At 35.9% G+C, this 16,108-nt stretch carries 17 protein-coding genes; 8 read left to right on the top strand and 9 right to left on the bottom strand.

Annotation, left to right across the window (positions count from 1 at the left end):
- Positions 1-155 precede the first annotated feature (155 nt).
- The 5 genes from BFU36_RS11010 to BFU36_RS10990 all read left to right on the top strand — a co-directional run bounded on the left by BFU36_RS11010 (position 156) and on the right by BFU36_RS10990 (position 6,452).
- Positions 156-848 carry an ABC transporter ATP-binding protein gene (locus BFU36_RS11010; RefSeq protein ID WP_069284073.1) on the top strand — a complete coding sequence of 231 codons (693 nt, stop codon included), beginning with the start codon at positions 156-158 and terminating at the stop codon, positions 846-848.
- On the top strand, positions 845-2,461 hold the full coding sequence (locus tag BFU36_RS11005; RefSeq protein WP_069284072.1) for an ABC transporter permease subunit: 1,617 nt from the start codon (positions 845-847) through the stop codon (positions 2,459-2,461). The genes BFU36_RS11010 and BFU36_RS11005 overlap by 4 nt, the downstream gene beginning before the upstream one ends.
- Before the next feature lie 368 nt (positions 2,462-2,829).
- The gene (locus BFU36_RS11000) at positions 2,830-4,359 is read left to right on the top strand and encodes an acetyl/propionyl/methylcrotonyl-CoA carboxylase subunit alpha (RefSeq protein WP_069284071.1); all 1,530 of its coding nucleotides are present in this window, start codon (positions 2,830-2,832) and stop codon (positions 4,357-4,359) included.
- The gene (locus tag BFU36_RS10995) at positions 4,359-4,865 is read left to right on the top strand and encodes a biotin/lipoyl-containing protein (protein WP_069284070.1); all 507 of its coding nucleotides are present in this window, start codon (positions 4,359-4,361) and stop codon (positions 4,863-4,865) included. Before BFU36_RS11000 ends, BFU36_RS10995 begins: the two co-directional genes overlap by 1 nt.
- Before the next feature lie 15 nt (positions 4,866-4,880).
- Positions 4,881-6,452: an acyl-CoA carboxylase subunit beta gene (locus BFU36_RS10990; RefSeq protein WP_069284069.1), complete on the top strand. Its 1,572-nt coding sequence runs from the start codon at positions 4,881-4,883 to the stop codon at positions 6,450-6,452.
- An 8-nt stretch (positions 6,453-6,460) separates the two neighbouring features.
- Here the strand turns inward: BFU36_RS10990 and BFU36_RS10985 are convergent, their stop codons facing one another.
- The gene (locus BFU36_RS10985) at positions 6,461-6,652 is read right to left on the bottom strand and encodes a hypothetical protein (RefSeq protein WP_069284068.1); all 192 of its coding nucleotides are present in this window, start codon (positions 6,650-6,652) and stop codon (positions 6,461-6,463) included.
- The gene (gene hel308 / locus BFU36_RS10980; RefSeq protein ID WP_069284067.1) at positions 6,603-8,738 is read right to left on the bottom strand and encodes an ATP-dependent DNA helicase Hel308; all 2,136 of its coding nucleotides are present in this window, start codon (positions 8,736-8,738) and stop codon (positions 6,603-6,605) included. Before hel308 ends, BFU36_RS10985 begins: the two co-directional genes overlap by 50 nt.
- Before the next feature lie 159 nt (positions 8,739-8,897).
- On the opposite strand from hel308, the gene BFU36_RS10975 reads away from it, so the two are divergent.
- On the top strand, positions 8,898-9,122 hold the full coding sequence (locus BFU36_RS10975) for a ribbon-helix-helix domain-containing protein (RefSeq protein ID WP_409349225.1): 225 nt from the start codon (positions 8,898-8,900) through the stop codon (positions 9,120-9,122).
- Positions 9,097-10,068 carry an inorganic phosphate transporter gene (locus tag BFU36_RS10970; protein ID WP_069284065.1) on the top strand — a complete coding sequence of 324 codons (972 nt, stop codon included), beginning with the start codon at positions 9,097-9,099 and terminating at the stop codon, positions 10,066-10,068. The genes BFU36_RS10975 and BFU36_RS10970 overlap by 26 nt, the downstream gene beginning before the upstream one ends.
- Here the strand turns inward: BFU36_RS10970 and BFU36_RS10965 are convergent.
- Positions 10,057-10,719 carry a DUF47 domain-containing protein gene (locus BFU36_RS10965; RefSeq protein ID WP_069284064.1) on the bottom strand — a complete coding sequence of 221 codons (663 nt, stop codon included), beginning with the start codon at positions 10,717-10,719 and terminating at the stop codon, positions 10,057-10,059. The genes BFU36_RS10970 and BFU36_RS10965 overlap by 12 nt on opposite strands.
- Positions 10,720-10,749: 30 nt before the next feature.
- Positions 10,750-11,892, bottom strand: coding sequence for a DUF763 domain-containing protein (locus BFU36_RS10960; RefSeq protein ID WP_069284063.1), 1,143 nt, complete (start codon positions 11,890-11,892; stop codon positions 10,750-10,752).
- 32 nt (positions 11,893-11,924) lie between these two features.
- Between BFU36_RS10960 and BFU36_RS10955 the strand changes: the two genes are divergently transcribed.
- Positions 11,925-12,611: a metallophosphoesterase gene (locus BFU36_RS10955; RefSeq protein ID WP_069284062.1), complete on the top strand. Its 687-nt coding sequence runs from the start codon at positions 11,925-11,927 to the stop codon at positions 12,609-12,611.
- Here BFU36_RS10955 and BFU36_RS10950 read toward each other — a convergent pair.
- Genes BFU36_RS10950 through BFU36_RS10930 form a run of 5 tightly spaced genes read right to left on the bottom strand, consistent with a single transcriptional unit; the run spans position 12,601 to position 15,841 of the window.
- Positions 12,601-13,575, bottom strand: a complete 975-nt coding sequence (locus BFU36_RS10950; RefSeq protein ID WP_069284061.1) for a DHH family phosphoesterase — start codon at positions 13,573-13,575, stop codon at positions 12,601-12,603. The genes BFU36_RS10955 and BFU36_RS10950 overlap by 11 nt on opposite strands.
- 12 nt (positions 13,576-13,587) lie before the next feature.
- Positions 13,588-14,184: a cysteine hydrolase family protein gene (locus BFU36_RS10945; protein ID WP_069284060.1), complete on the bottom strand. Its 597-nt coding sequence runs from the start codon at positions 14,182-14,184 to the stop codon at positions 13,588-13,590.
- A gap of 26 nt (positions 14,185-14,210) precedes the next feature.
- A complete protein-coding gene (locus BFU36_RS10940) occupies positions 14,211-14,807 on the bottom strand; it encodes an endonuclease V (protein WP_069284059.1) in 597 nt (198 codons plus the stop codon).
- Positions 14,777-15,262 (bottom strand): dual specificity protein phosphatase family protein, encoded by a 486-nt coding sequence (locus BFU36_RS10935; protein WP_069284058.1) that lies wholly within the window; start codon positions 15,260-15,262, stop codon positions 14,777-14,779. Before BFU36_RS10935 ends, BFU36_RS10940 begins: the two co-directional genes overlap by 31 nt.
- 12 nt (positions 15,263-15,274) lie before the next feature.
- On the bottom strand, positions 15,275-15,841 hold the full coding sequence (locus BFU36_RS10930) for a GMP synthase subunit A (protein WP_069284057.1): 567 nt from the start codon (positions 15,839-15,841) through the stop codon (positions 15,275-15,277).
- Positions 15,842-16,108: the final 267 nt, after the last annotated feature.

Below are 16,108 nucleotides of genomic sequence, written 5' to 3'. Positions count from 1 at the left end.
AGGATCGTATTTCGATAACACTTTTGTTTTAAAGCAAAAAGCTTTTAAGATATTGTTAGGAGAAAGAGAACGGTGAAGTAGTTGGAAGAATCCTAGAGGCGATCAACTTAGCTTATACTTATCCCAATGGCTATGTTGTATTTGACAACATTAATATGTTTACCCGGGAGAGGGAGTTGGTCGCAATAGTTGGACCAACTGGAGTTGGAAAGTCTACTCTACTTAGGATATTGGGTGGTTTCATTCGACCCTCAAAGGGGGAAGTTAGGCTTCTTGGGAAGCTGGTATTAAGTCCATCTCCTAAGATTGCCTTAATACATCAATCTATTGCTACTTTTCCTTGGCTTACGGCACTAGATAACGTTAAGTTAGGCTTAATGAACAGAAAGTTACCCAAAGAGGAGGAAGATAAGATAGCTAGACACGCTTTGGAAATTGTTGGGCTTCAAGGTTTTGAGAGCTTTTATCCTAAACAGATGAGTGGTGGTATGAGGCAAAGGATTGCTATTGCGAGAGCATTGGTTGCAGACCCCTTAGTTCTTTTAATGGATGAACCTTTTTCTCATTTAGATGAGTTAACTGCTGAGGGCTTAAGGCAAGAAATCTATTCTATGCTATTTAATGAGGGTACTACATTAAAGAGTGTAGTTCTTGTATCTCATAACTTAAATGAAGTAGTCGAACTGGCTGATAGAGTTTACGTCCTAAATGGAAGACCAGCCAATGTGGTAGGTGAAGTAGAAATTACGTTAGAAAGACCTAGAAATCCTAAGGATGAGCGTTTTCAAGAATACCTAGACGTCCTCTACGGTTTGTTAACCCCAATTAAGGGGGGCGAGAAAGTATGAACACGGTTTTATTGTTAACCTTAGCCACTTTAGCATCATCAGGTAGAGTGTTCCTAACAATAGGTTTATCTATTCTAACTGGTTGGCTATTAGGATATATTGCTGTAAAAAATAGAGCTTTCGAAAACGCTTATGTATCATTAATTGAGGTTTTTGAGTCTGTCCCCGTAATATCATTCTTTCCTATAGTTCTCATATTTTTCGTTTACAGAATAGGAGGTTACTTAGGTATAGAACTTGCAGTTGACTTTCTAGTCTTTACTGCAGTGGTGTGGAATATATGGGTAGGAATCTATCAAGCCTTTAAAACAATTCCATTAGACCTAATTGAAGTAGTAGATAACTATAGATTAGGTTTTTTGGATAAAATGAGGAAACTATACATTCCTTATTCATGGCCTAGGATAGCAGCTAATTTAATACCTAGCTTTGCAGATGCGTTCTTTTATATAACAGTTAGTGAAGTTTTCTCCATAGGTACTTCTACTTATCACGTATTTGGAATAGGTACACTAATAGCTGAATTATCAGCTGAAAATAATTACATTGCTGTAGGTGAGGGATTAGCAATTTTAGCTGTCTTCGTAAGTATTTTTACATATCTTTTGAGGAGATTTGCAGTATATACTGTCTCCAAATACGGTCTAGATACAGAGATAAAAGTATCTAAAAGAGGTAAGATAAGAATAAGGTATACAACAAGAATTTCTAACACTTTAGCACCATTTACTAAACTATCAAAGTATGCAACCAGAGTAACCAGAATCGTTAGTAGGACTAGTACTGAGGAAGAGGCAAAGAGGACTATGCCATGGAGATATTTAGGAATAGGTATCGCGCTAGCAATTTTAGCCCTTATCATATATGGAGCGTTTTCCACGATTACCTCCATACCTAAGTCTACGTGGGCTTATTTAATATCAACCACACCATCAGACCTTTATAGTTTATTAATAGACTACGCTAGAGTCGCCTTTATAGCAGTTGTAAGCTTTGTTTTTGCTCTATTCTTGGGTTATTATATTGCAATTAACGAAAAGGCTGAAAAGGTAGCTATACCAATAATACAGACTTTCGCGTCTTTTCCAGCTCCGACGTACTTTCCCCTTCTTTTAGCGGCAACTATAGGGATAGTTAGTAAGATATTAGGGGGATGGACTAACGAGTTTTATGTGATACTTTTAGGATTTATCTCAACATTTTATTATGTCTTTTACAGCTATTGGCTTGGAATTAAGAATATGCCTCAACAATATTGGGAAATAATGAAGAACTATAACTTCTCGTTCTGGCAAAAAATGAGATATGTGATAATTCCTGCTACTTTTCCTTACATAATAGCAGGTATCTCAAGTACAATAAATAGTGCTTGGGGAGGATTAGCGATAGGCGAGTACTGGCAAGGAATTTATGATAGTTACACCTTACAAGTTTCTCATGGTATAATGAAAGATATAGCTCTAGCCACAGCTAATGGCAATATACCTTTAGCGGCGTGGGACTCATTATTATTTGGTATAGTTGTAGTGATATACTCCATATTATTCACCAGAAAATTAATGGATATAGCTAGAGAGAAGTATGTTGCAGAGGAAGGAATTTACTTAGCTTAACTATCTGTTACCTTCTAATTCCTTTTTCAATTGATCAGCGTTCGCGCATTTCCTCACTGCTCAGTTCCCGGATTCGTCATCCTCAGTATGGAGTGGCTTACGATAATTAAATATTTTTCTGTATAAAGTTTAGAGTGTTATTTTGTAATTTAGATTCGATATCCATGATTTCAACGCTACTTCAAGTACGTTTCTAGAAAATCTATAAGGAGATAATTTTCCTCTTAATATTTTCTACTTCCCCTCCTTGGACTAACATAAAAAGTTTGATGTTGATCACTTTTTATATTAAAAAATTTTTAGAATTTTATACATAGATAAATTCTAAAGTTAAAAACTTTTAAACCCGATATACACTATTATTATTAATGCCCCCATTTAATAAAGTTCTCGTTGCCAATAGAGGAGAGATAGCAATCAGAGTAATGAAAGCGGTAAAAGAGATGGGAATGAAAGCTGTAGCAGTCTATTCAGATGCTGATAAATATGCTCCTCACGTTAAATATGCGGATGAAGCGTATTGGATTGGACCTTCACCCGCACTTGAGAGCTACTTAAACATAGATAGAATTGTTGACGCTGCATTGAAAGCTCATGCTGATGCCGTACATCCCGGTTACGGATTTTTATCCGAAAATCCAAGGTTTGTAAGAGAAGTAGAGAAAGTCGGTTTAACCTTTATAGGACCTTCAGCAGAAGTCATGGATAAAATAAAAGACAAGCTAGATGGTAAGAGGATAGCTAGAAAGGCTGGAGTTCCAACCTCACCTGGTCCATTAACACCAGTCGAGAGCGTAGATGAGGCTTTAAAGGTCGCTGAGGAAATAGGCTATCCAATAATGCTGAAGGCTGCTGGAGGAGGAGCTGGCGTAGGGATAATAAAGGTTGATAATTCAGCAGAATTGGCTGAGGCTTTTGAAAGGAGCAAAAGATTATCATACTCAGCTTTTGGTAGAGCAGAAATATATATCGAGAAAGCTGCCGTAAAACCTAAGCATATAGAGACACAACTAATAGGCGATAAATATGGCAATTATGTAGTAGCATTTGAAAGGGAGTGTACAATTCAGAGGAGAAATCAAAAGCTGATAGAAGAAGCTCCTTCTCCCTCAATTACCTGGGAAGAAAGAAAAACAATTATTGAAGCTTCGATTAGATTCGGTAAGGAAATAAATTACTTCACCCTAGGTACTATGGAATTCGTATATTCTCCAGTAACACATGACTTTTATTTTTTGGAAATAAACAAAAGAGTACAAGTAGAACACACTGTAACCGAATTTATAACAGGTATTGATCTAGTAAAACTGCAGATTAGACTTGCTGCTGGAGAATATTTACCGTTTTCCCAAGAGGATCTGAAAATTAGAGGACACGCCATTCAATTTAGAATAAATGCTGAGGATCCTTTGAACGAATTTACGCCACAATCTGGTTACATAACATATTATAAAGAACCTACTGGACCGGGCGTGAGAGTTGATAGTGGAATTGAAGTTGGTACATGGGTTCCACCTTATTATGATCCATTAGTCTCTAAGTTAATAGTATATGGTCAAAGCAGAGACTATGCAATACAAGTTGGATTGAGAGCATTAAATGATTATAAGATAGGTGGTGTAAAAACTACTATACCCCTATATAAGCTCATCTTACAAGACCCAGACTTCTGGGAGGGTAACTTTACTACCGCTTATATCTCTGAGAAAATACAATACTTTAAGCAAAAACTAACTGAGGAAGAGGAAAGAAAAGTAGCAATTGCTATAGCTTTATATAATAGAGGTTTATTGAAGAGAAAAGCTGAAGAGAAGAAGATTATAAGAGATGAGAGGGCTCCAAACAAATGGAAGACTTATGGCATCGCTCTACAATCTAATACGAGGGTGATGTGGTAATGAAGGCTTATAGAATCCATACAGAATTGGGAGATTCTTACGTTGTAGCCTATGATCAGCAAGGAAATATAGATAATATAAAAATAGGAGAGAAGGAAGTAAAAGTGAAGTTCTTAGGCAGAGGTACTAGGGAAAATGAATATCTATTTGAGATCGATGGGAAAAATTATTATGTGTTTGTTGAATCAGATGGGACCTTAATATTCGCTAATGAAAACTTTCTCAGATTAGACAGAATAAACGAAATACCAGTTAAAGAAGGAGAAAGTATAGAAAGTGTTTTAAGAGGAAAGGAGGGAGAGATAATTTCACCTCTATTTGGGAGAATCGTTAAGATTAGAGTGAGGGAAGGTGATGCTGTAAATAAAGGTCAACCTTTACTCTCAATTGAAGCTATGAAAGCAGAAACTGTTATTTCTTCCCCTATCGCCGGTATAGTTCAAAAAGTTATGGTTAAAGAAGGTCAGAGTGTGAAGAAAGGTGACATTTTATTACTTATTAAATAGTTAAGGTGATAAGATATGTCCCTATATGAGAAACCATCTGTGGATAAATTAATTGAAGAACTAAAGCAATTAAAAGAAGTGGTAAGAAAAGGAGGAGGAGAGGAAAGAATAAAATTCCAACATAGTAAAGGTAAGTTATTAGCTAGAGAGCGATTAAATCTATTATTTGATGAAGGTACATTTAACGAAATATTGACTTTTGCGACAACTAGATCTACAGAGTTTGGATTAGACAAGAATAGATACTACGGAGACGGGGTAATAGCTGGATGGGGTAAGATAGATGGACGTACAGCTTTTGCTTATGCACAAGATTTTACGGTGTTAGGAGGAAGTCTAGGAGAGACTCATGCCAATAAGATAATTAGAGCCTATGAGATGGCATTAAAGGTGGGAGCTCCAGTAATAGGCATAAATGACTCTGGGGGCGCTAGGATACAAGAGGGAGCATTATCCTTGGAAGGTTATGGTGGAGTATTCAAGATGAATGTAATGGCTTCTGGCGTAATACCTCAAATAACGATAATGGCTGGACCTTCGGCTGGAGGAGCAGTGTATTCTCCTGCATTAACCGACTTCATAATAATGATAAAGGGAGATGCATATTACATGTTTGTAACTGGACCAGAGATAACGAAAGTTTCGATAGGAGAGGAGGTTAGTTATCAGGATTTAGGAGGAGCGATAGTTCATGCTACGAAGTCTGGAGTAGTTCACTTCGTCGCTGAAAATGAACAAGATGCGATAAACATTACGAAGAGATTGCTATCCTATCTACCATCTAATAACATGGAAGAACCACCATTTATGGACACTGGGGATCCTGCTGATAGAGAAATGAAAGGTGCTGAATCAATAGTACCTAGCGACCCACTTAAACCATTTGATATGAGAGACGTGATATACAATTTAGTTGATAATGGCGAGTTTCTAGAAGTACATAAACTATGGGCTCAAAACATTACAGTTGGGTTCGGAAGAATAGCAGGAAATGTAGTGGGCATAGTTGCGAATAATTCTATGTATTACGGAGGAGCAATAGATGTTGATGCTGCTGATAAGGCTTCAAGATTCATCAGATTCTGTGATGCATTTAATATTCCTTTAATAAGTTTAGTCGACACTCCAGGGTACGTACCTGGAACTGATCAAGAATACAAAGGAATAATTAGACATGGAGCAAAAATGTTATATGCCTTCGCTGAAGCTACTGTACCAAAAATTACGGTAATTGTGAGGAGATCTTATGGAGGAGCTCACATAGCAATGAGTATCAAGAGCTTAGGTGCTGATTTAGTATACGCTTGGCCTACAGCTGAAATAGCAGTCACTGGACCAGAGGGTGCCGTAAGAATCTTATATAGAAAAGATTTACAAACTGCAAATAATCCTCAAGAGTTATTGAATCAAAAGATTAGTGAGTATAGAAAATTATTCGCTAATCCCTACTGGGCTGCGGAGAGAGGACTAATTGATGATGTAATAGAACCTAAAGATACGAGAAAGATTATTGCAATGGCATTAGAGATGTTGAGGAACAAGAGAGAGTTCAGATATCCTAAGAAACATGGAAATATACCACTATGATTTTTCTTTTAGATTCTCTTCTTAACTGACAATTGAGAGCAATCTTTAAATTCAATTTCCTTTTGACCTAGAGCTAGAAATATTAATAATAATTTCCTTAAAGTTTCACAATCCTCATCTTTAACTATAAACTCTTTTCCATTCTCTAGATTAATGAATTCTATTAAGTAATCTTGCAGCTTCTTGGACAACTTTCTCACCCATTTTTGCCCCAAGTAAACTCTTCACTTTATCTGGCTCAATTACTATATCTCCTAAGCCCCTAATTCCATTATTATAGAGTAATCTTGCCCTCTTCCTACCTATGCCCTTCACTTGTACTAATTCTAATAAATCTTCCTTAACTCCATCTTTAACTCTCATGTTCAACATTCTTAGCTTCTCACTATGTTCATCCAACCTTAAGACCTTCGATATTTGATAACCACTATAAGTTAGCCAATCCATAGTCTCAATTATGTTTCTTAGATCTCCCGAACCTATACCATACTTTTCTAATATTACATCATTATCTATCTCATCAATCCAATCCTTCACAATCATTGCTACTTTCAATGCGTTTAAATATAATGAGTACTCTTCGTCCTCATAAGGCTCCTCTATTAAAAGATCACAATCTAAATCCTCTATCATACCTATTAGCTCCTCTTCCTCATTTCTACCTAAGGAGACTAGGGGTCCATCTGGAGTAAAAGCAAATAAGTGGAGATAAGCGATATCACATGACGACTTAGCTTTTTCTAACCCTGCCCTCACTACATCTGCAGTAAAGGGGTTTATATATAAGTCAGCTACTCTTTTTCCAAAATCGGTTAAGGATAATACGTGATCACTTAAACTCATAAAATTATGTTCGTTTAACCAGTTCACTGCCTTATCAAAATACGTGTCTACTAAAATTCTGGGAAGAAAAGACTCATATGCATAATTAGCCAAATCATCATATTTCATCTCACCTTCGACAGAAAGTACTCCTAATAAGAACGTATAGAAAGCTCTCTCATTAGCTAATTTAGACTCAATTGGTTCAACAGTTGAGAATATGTATTTCTCAAATACTCTCTCCACACTCTTCTTATCCCTCACCACTATTATTGCTTCCCCGATATCATCAAAACCTGGTCTACCGGCTCTGCCGCTCATTTGTTTGTATTCCATAACCGGTATTTCCTCTTGAAATCCAGCTATCCTTCTGTTATACCTATATATGTCCCCTATTATAACAGTTCTAGCTGGCAAATTTACCCCAGCAGCTAATGTTGGCGTAGCCACAATAACCTTAATCTTCCTTTGCCTAAATCCCTCTTCTATCAAGTCTCTCAGACCCTTAGATAGTCCCGCATGATGAAATGCAACTCCTTTATTTATCAATTCTTTGAGAGCCTCTTTCTCTTCACTTCCTCCATCTTCAACTTCCTCTAGCTTGGTAATTATCTCAGATATTCCTTTGTCATCTAAAGTTATGAAGTTCATATAGCCAGCTATCTTCATCGCTGTGCTTTCTACAATTCTCCTCGAATTTCTAAATATTAACACCTGACCATTTCTGTTTAAACTATCTAGTGTATAAGCAATAATAGGATCGTCCCCATAAACCTTTCTAGTCGAATTATCCTTAAATAATACTGTATATCCTTTCTTATCTGGGTAAAGAACCCCTTCTATCAATGGTACTGGTCTCCAGTTGACCGTTATTGGTTCAGTTCCTAGCCAATTACTCACTTGTTTATAGTTACTTATTGTAGCGCTCAAGGCTAACAAGTTTTGTTTCTTAGCTCTTATTGCTACACTTTCAACTACTGGTCCTCTCTCAGGGTCATTTAAATAGTGAAGCTCATCTAATACGAAATATTTTACGTCATTAAGCCATTTAGGTCTATGTCTCCACAAGGAGTCCAATTTTTCATACGTTGTAACTATTATGTCATAATTCTCTAGCCAAGCATCGTCAGTATCATAATCTCCAGATGTCATAGCTACTTTAAAACCTAATTTCTCCCAATCCTTAAAAGTTGAATATTTTTCATTAGTTAACGCTCTAAGTGGGGTTACATAAACAGCTTTTCCCTTATTTTTCAATAAGAAAGATACCATTCCTAGTTCAGCAATCAATGTCTTACCAGACCCGGTTGGAGATGTTAATAACAGTTTTTTATTATCTAAAAGTCCCTTCTTTACAGCCTCAGTTTGAGGGGGGTTAAGTTTGGTTATACCCCTCTTCAAGATGATTTCTATTACTTCTTTTGGTAAAGGTAACTCGCTAACAGGCATCCACTCTACTGTCATAAAATCAAAATACTTCTTCGCAACCTTTTATAAGTACTTTTACCCCTTTGATACGCGAGTAGTCCTCGTTAAAAATTTTTCAATCTCAACGTATTATTATTTAAGCTTTCTGGTACCTTTTTAAACGAAAGGTTTATCTATCTAAGATAACTATAAAGTATGATTCGTATGCAATCTTTCAGAAAGGTAGATGAGTCTACATTTGAATTAGAAATCTCAAGTACAATAACGATCTCGTTTAAACTGGAGGACGAGTTTTTAAATAAGATAGATAGTATTGCAAGAGATTTAGGCTACACAAGTAGGAGTGATTTTATTAGGGACGCAATATTGGAATATTTGAGGTTCTTAAAGCAAAATGATAACAATAGAAATACTGGTTAATTATGCTTTATTATTAATAGGGGTTGTTTCTGCATATCTGATTGGGAGTAATAATAATGCTACTTCTTTAGGTATTCTATTCGCTACTAATGCAATAAGAAGAAGACAAGCGTATCTACTTAACATGATATCTCTTTTCTTAGGGGTAGTTATTGGAAGCTTAACGATGCTCCATAGTGTTTACGGTCTAATAAGTGGGAACCAGTTATACGTAACGATTTCTATTGTATCCACCCTTTCATCTTCAATAATAACCTTTTATTATCTGAATAAATCTGGTATTCCTTCATCTTTAAGCCAGACCTTTTATCCTTCTTTAGCCGTAATAACATTAGTATCCCACAGTCTACTTGACTTAGACTGGATTAGGTTTTGGATAGTAGTCCTCTCCTGGGCTATCTCACCCATTTCTGCGATATTATTCTCCTTATTTCTTTATTATGTTCTAAGCAACGTGCTGACAAGTGAATATAGGATATTAAGACAGATAAAAATTTATAAGAGCCTTATAATGTTTTCCTCAGCCTTTACCTCATTTGTTGTAGGAGCTAACGCAATAGGTATCATAGTTTCGTCAGCCTTAGTAGTTTTTCCGACATATATAATATTACCCATGTTTGGATTGTCAGCTTCTTTAGGGGTGATATCAAGTCGAAGAATAGCAATTAAAGTAGGATTTAGAGTAACTAAGTTAGGATATTTGGGGGCTTCATCGGCAATTATAGGTAGTAACGTAATCAATGAGATCTTCACTTTTTTCGGAATACCACTTTCCATTACTCAAACTATCATGGGAGGAATAATAGGACTTAGTTTTAGGAGTTTTACCTCAGATGTTAGAAAACAAGTTAGACAAATAATAAAAAGTTGGACAACTTCACCACTAGTTGCAATAGTATTATCATTAGCAATATTTGGAATAATTAAAAGTATTTTAGGACTTTAAAGTAGCGTAGAATATTTCTACACTTAGAGTAGCTTCTTCTAAAGAATCCAAAATATCATCAATGAACAAGATTATATCTTTCATCTGCAATATACTAATAATGTCTATTTCCTTTTCTATCTCATATAACCTCTGGAGTAAGTTATCCTTTATCTCATCTCCTTCTCTCTCCATTGCTTGAATTTCTCTACCTAACTTTAAAGTACCCTCCATATCATTACTAATCTTTCTAGTAAGTTCATGCGTCCTAGAGGAGGCTTCTGCTACTAACGCGAGGTACATATTAACAGTATCGTAAAGTGTGAGAATACACTTCTTATCAATCTTCCTTGATCCTAGAGCTCTAGCTGCATCCTTTACTGCACTTAACGTATTAAAAAGTGATTGCGTTAACATCACCATCGCCTCTTTAAAATCTGGCAAAAACGCTTCCCCATATAAGGTAGATAATATTTCCTCCCTCAATATTTCAGCTTTTTCATGAAGACTTTTAATCTTTATTAAGTAAGAAGGTAATTGTTCGTAACTTTCCTTCTTTACTGCCTCAAATTCATTACTTAATATTTTTACAGCTTCCTCTATGAACTCAGCTAGATAAGTTAATCTTTCAAAAACTTCCTGCTCTTTATTATTAAGCCTTAGCTTAAACATAATTAATATACTTTTAGATTTGTCTATTATTTAAGCTCTCTCGCTTGATCCTAGTTCACGTAATTTACTTAAAGCTAATCTCTTGTCGCTCTCACTTAATTTAGCCTTACTAATGAAGTCTTCTAATGTGTAAATTACTTCCCATGCTACTCTTCTATTCACTGGAAAAGGTATACCATCTTTACCGCCTACTGCAAAAGCGTACTTGAAAGGATCATAGGGATAATTAACTGGGTCCTTATAAGAGGGTGGTTCATTGTATATTAAATCAGCTATTAGATAAAGTGCTCTAGCAGTAGAAGGACCTAATCCGTTAATTAGAGCTTCCTCAAACGTTAACGGTTTAGCCTCATATATGCTACTCAGAACCTCTTGTATTTTACTAATGTCAACAGGTTTCATATATACCAACCTAGCCTCTTTAGAAATTATTGAAATCGAACCACCCTTAACCCACATATCTAGAGTGGACTGTCCTTTTAACATGGCTTCAGCTTGCTTGTACAAGGATAATATCTTTTTAGGGTTCTCCTTCAGTAGGTCTAATACCAATTTTCTAACGTTATCCTTGTTCCTCTCTATAATATTTATTACTTTATTATCCCTCTTCACACCAGCTATTGCTGAATGAGGCTCTACGACGAAATTTTCAGTTTCTTTCCAATGATATCTTCTAGCAAACTTGGTTTCCAAATTCATGCCTTGTTGAACTATACCCCAATTACCCTTCTCAGTAACCAGAAGAGAGTGATGATAAAGTTGATGACCATCTTGAACTAAAGTAGTATCTACCTTAGCCACGATTTTACTTATACGCTTTAACCTACTCTTATCCACATCGAAAGGCAATCTATCTATCTCATCTTGAACTTTCAATGCATTACTACCCTTACCGCCTAGTATAGCAAACCCATGGACTTCAGGCTTAACAACATCTTTTAATATTCCTAAAGTTACCGTGGTAGAACCAGAAGAGTCCCAATCCATCCCTATGGCATTGTTAAAACCTTGAAACCATAAAGGATTTGAAAACCTCTCTATCACCTTCTCTGGACCCCACTCTAGTAACATTACCTCAATTATAGCCTTAGATAACCTTTTCATTATGGGAACAAGCCAAGATGGAACATGCCCAGTATGTAATGGTAAGTCGGCTATTCCTTCTACTTCCATATTTTATAAGTTATCAAAACAAAAGTATATATGTGCTTATTATCTCGACATCAGATATACACTCTCCTAAGTATCTTAATGAATTCTTTCTAGCCTTAAGAGAAATTAGTAATATTAACGCAGACTTAGCCATCCTAGCTGGGGACTTAGTAGAAAAGGGTTATTTTCAGCATTTTAGCCCAGTCTACAGTGCTTTGAAGAATAGGGCTAGGTATGTCATAGCTACATTTGGGAATGAGGACTATTCCGAGAATAGGATGTATTATAAGGAGAAGTATAATGATATTATATGGCTAGATGATGAAAGAATAGACTTAGAAGTGGGTAATATTAAAGTAACAATCGTGGGAAGTGAAGGAGTATTAGAGTCACCAACTAAATGGCAGATGATGAACGGTATTGATGAAAACTTTTATATGAAGAGATTAGAAAAGCTTGAAAATTTGTTATGTAATTCGAGCTCGGATATAAAGATACTTCTAACTCACTATGCAAGCACTTTTCAAACAGTTCTTGGTGAGAGAAAAAGCGTTTATCCACATTTAGGGTACAGAATTATAGAAAAACTAGCCTTAAATGGAAGGGTAGATTGTTTGCCTAATATAGCTATCCATGGACATGCGCATTACGCTAAGAGAACATTTTATGTAGTTTATGGAGTCAAGGTTTATAACGTGGCGTTACCGGCTAATAAAAGGATATTAGTAATTAATACTTAGCCTCAGCTTTTTGATATTTAATAAAACCAACGTCTATAATAGCACGTTCAACCTTCTTTACCACCCAATTCATCATTGGAGAAGATATTCCAATTTTTCTTAATAATCTGTAAATGATAGGTACTGTTAGTTGGGCTCCAGCTGCTAATGGATGCCCTCCTCCTCCTAACTTCACTGCAAATTGTCTGACATCAATATCCCTACTCCTAAACGATACACTTTTACCATTTGCTGAAACGAAAACTTCTGCATTTAATCTAGTCATCAAGAATTGGGATGCATAACTTATATCCGGTGGACCTTTCCACCTTAACGCTATTACCACCTTATGTCCATCTATCTCTATTAATCTCACGTTTTTCATTAATTTTTTATATCCTTCAATTTCCTTAGAAACTATATCCTCTAGCATCCTTTCAAAATTTTCATTCCATAGCACTCCATTATAAAACGTTTTAATTAGCTCGATCTTCCATGAAAAGTCTTTATTAGTCTCCACTATTCTTCTTAGCTTCTCGCCCATAGGATCGTCATGAAGCCAAATGTCTACTGAACAATCAGCTGATGCTAACTTTCGTGAAAATTCGTCTTCTTTGTTTCTATACTTGTATATTACACCTGCCCCACATGTCGAAGTATCATGATAGACCGTAACACCTATTTCCCTCAATTCATCCTTCCACTCATCTCTCCAAACATGATGATCGAACCATTCGATTTCAGCTCCTTCGCTTATTAACCTTCTCAGCTCTTTTACAATCTCATTAAACGTACTAGCGTTAATACCTAAATCGGCTATCATAATGTTATAAACTCCTCTAAGCTGTAAAGATTTCAGCAAGGAATGTAACTTATTAGGCTCTGTGAAAAAAACCGTTTTAGGCAATGACTTGACAGCACGGGCGTATACAGCAGCAGATGCAGTTCCATCAAAATCGTTATGAACTATTGCATAATAATCCAATTTATCATCTACCTACCTTTCAAACTTAATACTATCTGATGTAGTTATTTTGCCTTTATATAAAAAGTCTACTTGTCTGAGTGTTGCATAATAGTCGAATTCTGTTATTGCCGAAATACTATCCTTAGGCATAATAACATTATACCACCTTAATGCTGCACTACCGGCAGTATGTAAAACACATATATTAGCTACTGTTCCAGTAATTATAGTATTCTTTATGTTTTTCACCCTCAAAATGTAATCTAGTGATGTCTCAAAGAATGCATCATACCTATATTTTTTAACAATAAAATCCTCCTTTTCTGGTTTAAGCTCATCTACAATCTCTGCACCCCAAGTACCCGCTAAGGCATGCTCTCCCCAGATCTTAAATTCTGGATCATCCTTCATATGCCAATCCTGCGTATATACTACTAACGCTCCAGCACTCCTCGCCTTATCTATTAGGTTCTTTATATAAGGTATAGTGTTTTCAGCAGTAGGTACTGAAAGTTTTCCATTTTTCCTAACGAAGTCATTTTGCATATCCACTATAATCAGAGCTGTTGACATGGGATTCAAAGTTACTTCTTTCTCTATAGGTATATTAGGAACTTCAATTTTCATTGTTTTTTATATAGCATAAGACACTTTTATTCTTTTTTTAGTTTCTTAGTCAGCATATCTGCTATCTTCAAAACTTTAGGATAACCAGCCTTACCTAGTTCAATGCAGTCCTCTAAACTCACCTTATTCCCCGGGCTATAGTAGTACTTTCCAAATTTGACCCCAACCTTTTCGCCCCTATGTGCTACATAAACTATTCCATTCTCTTCTACAAATTCTCCTATTAATCTAGACTTAGCTACACCTATTGTGGGGAAGTCTAGGATTACGCCAATCACTGAAGCTATACCACTTCTTCTTGGATGTGCTAATCCATGTCCATCAACTAAGATTAGGTCACAGTTAAGCCCTTCTAAGGCTTTCAACATAACAGGTGCTTCTCTCATGAATAAAAACCCTGGTATATAAGGGAAACTAACTTCTCCAATGTAAGATTTATAATAATATTCACCACTCTTCACATTCATGCTTACCCCAACTGAATATCCTATGTTATTTTTATAGGCTACGTCAACACCACAAACTCTCTCTGCCTTATTCACCCCAAAATACTCAATCTTTACATTTTTTGAAATTAAAAGTTGTAATTTTTCTAAGAATTCGAGTAAATGAGATTCAACCAATTCTTTCTCATCCCTTCTATTCTTAAAAGAAACATTTCTTGCTGATATGTTTGCACTGCCCCTGGTCTCACACGCCTAACTTCATCTAATGCCTCCTCTAAGTCTAGACCCTCAAAAAGTATCAAGTAGGAAGCTAAGATTGTTCCGGTTCTCCCTATTCCTCCGACACAGTGAACTAGATTTCCTACTTTTTTACTATTCAGCCACCTCATAATTATTAAAAACTGATCATCTGTTGGAGCCTCACCATCTGTTATAGGGACGTGAATATACTCTAATCCTTTACTTCTAAGTACGTCGAAGTAATACTCCTTATCTCCCCATGCTTCTTCGATCTCCCAGTCCTCTGGCAATACCAAAACTCTCTTAACACCTTGTCTTTTCCACTCTTCTATCTCATATTCATTATAAGGTATTGGAGATCCACCTATGACCCTCTCCCTAACCCAGTACATTGCTCTCTCCTTCTATCTTTTACATACATTTAGAAAATTCTTAAAGATCTCTGTCCCTTTTTCAGTGTGTTTTACCTCTGGATGAAACTGTACACTGAAGATAGTGTTTTCAGCGTTAACCATAGCTTGAACTTTAGCATTACTGCTACTCGCTAGCACCTTAAATCCCTTAGGGGGTTCCACAACCTCATCGTTATGGCTTTCCCAAACGTTTAGCTCTTTTGGTAAACCCTTTAGAATAGTATCTTCATCATGAATCTGTATCTTAGTTAGACCAAATTCTGGATTGTCAGCTTTCTTTACAATTCCTCCTAGCACATAAGCGATTAACTGATGACCTAGACATATTCCTAACATGGGTATTTTTAACTTTTTAATATATAGAGGGGAGTTTCCCATCTTGTCTATCTCAGATGCTACGGAATATGGACCACCACTGAAAATTAAACCATCATAATCTTTAATCTCATCAACTTCTTTATTTGGTATTATAACATCTACATTAGCACCTAGGTATTTCAAGTTTTTTAGTATTAAGTGATTATATTGACCGCCATAGTAAATAAGCCCAATTTTCATTTCTCAGTTAATCCTTGCACTTTCAGTATATAACAGTTACTAAAAACTCTCTTATCTACGCATTACGATATAACTCGTATTGAATAAAGCAGATATTGTAGAATTACGAGAGCTCTTTCTGATGATCACTTTTTGCATCATACTTCCTTTCCATAAATAGTAAGGCTCCCATCTTTCACTCGCGGAATTTTCCGTTATATAGTTAACTTTTAACGTAACTACATTATGTATAGTTTTAACTTTTTTTAAGTTAATAATCATATTTCA

Origin of the sequence: Sulfolobus sp. A20 (assembly GCF_001719125.1) — an archaeon.
GTDB lineage: Archaea > Thermoproteota > Thermoprotei_A > Sulfolobales > Sulfolobaceae > Saccharolobus.
Note: the sequence above shows the minus strand (reverse complement) of the source record. Positions and strands in the feature narration are given on the sequence as shown.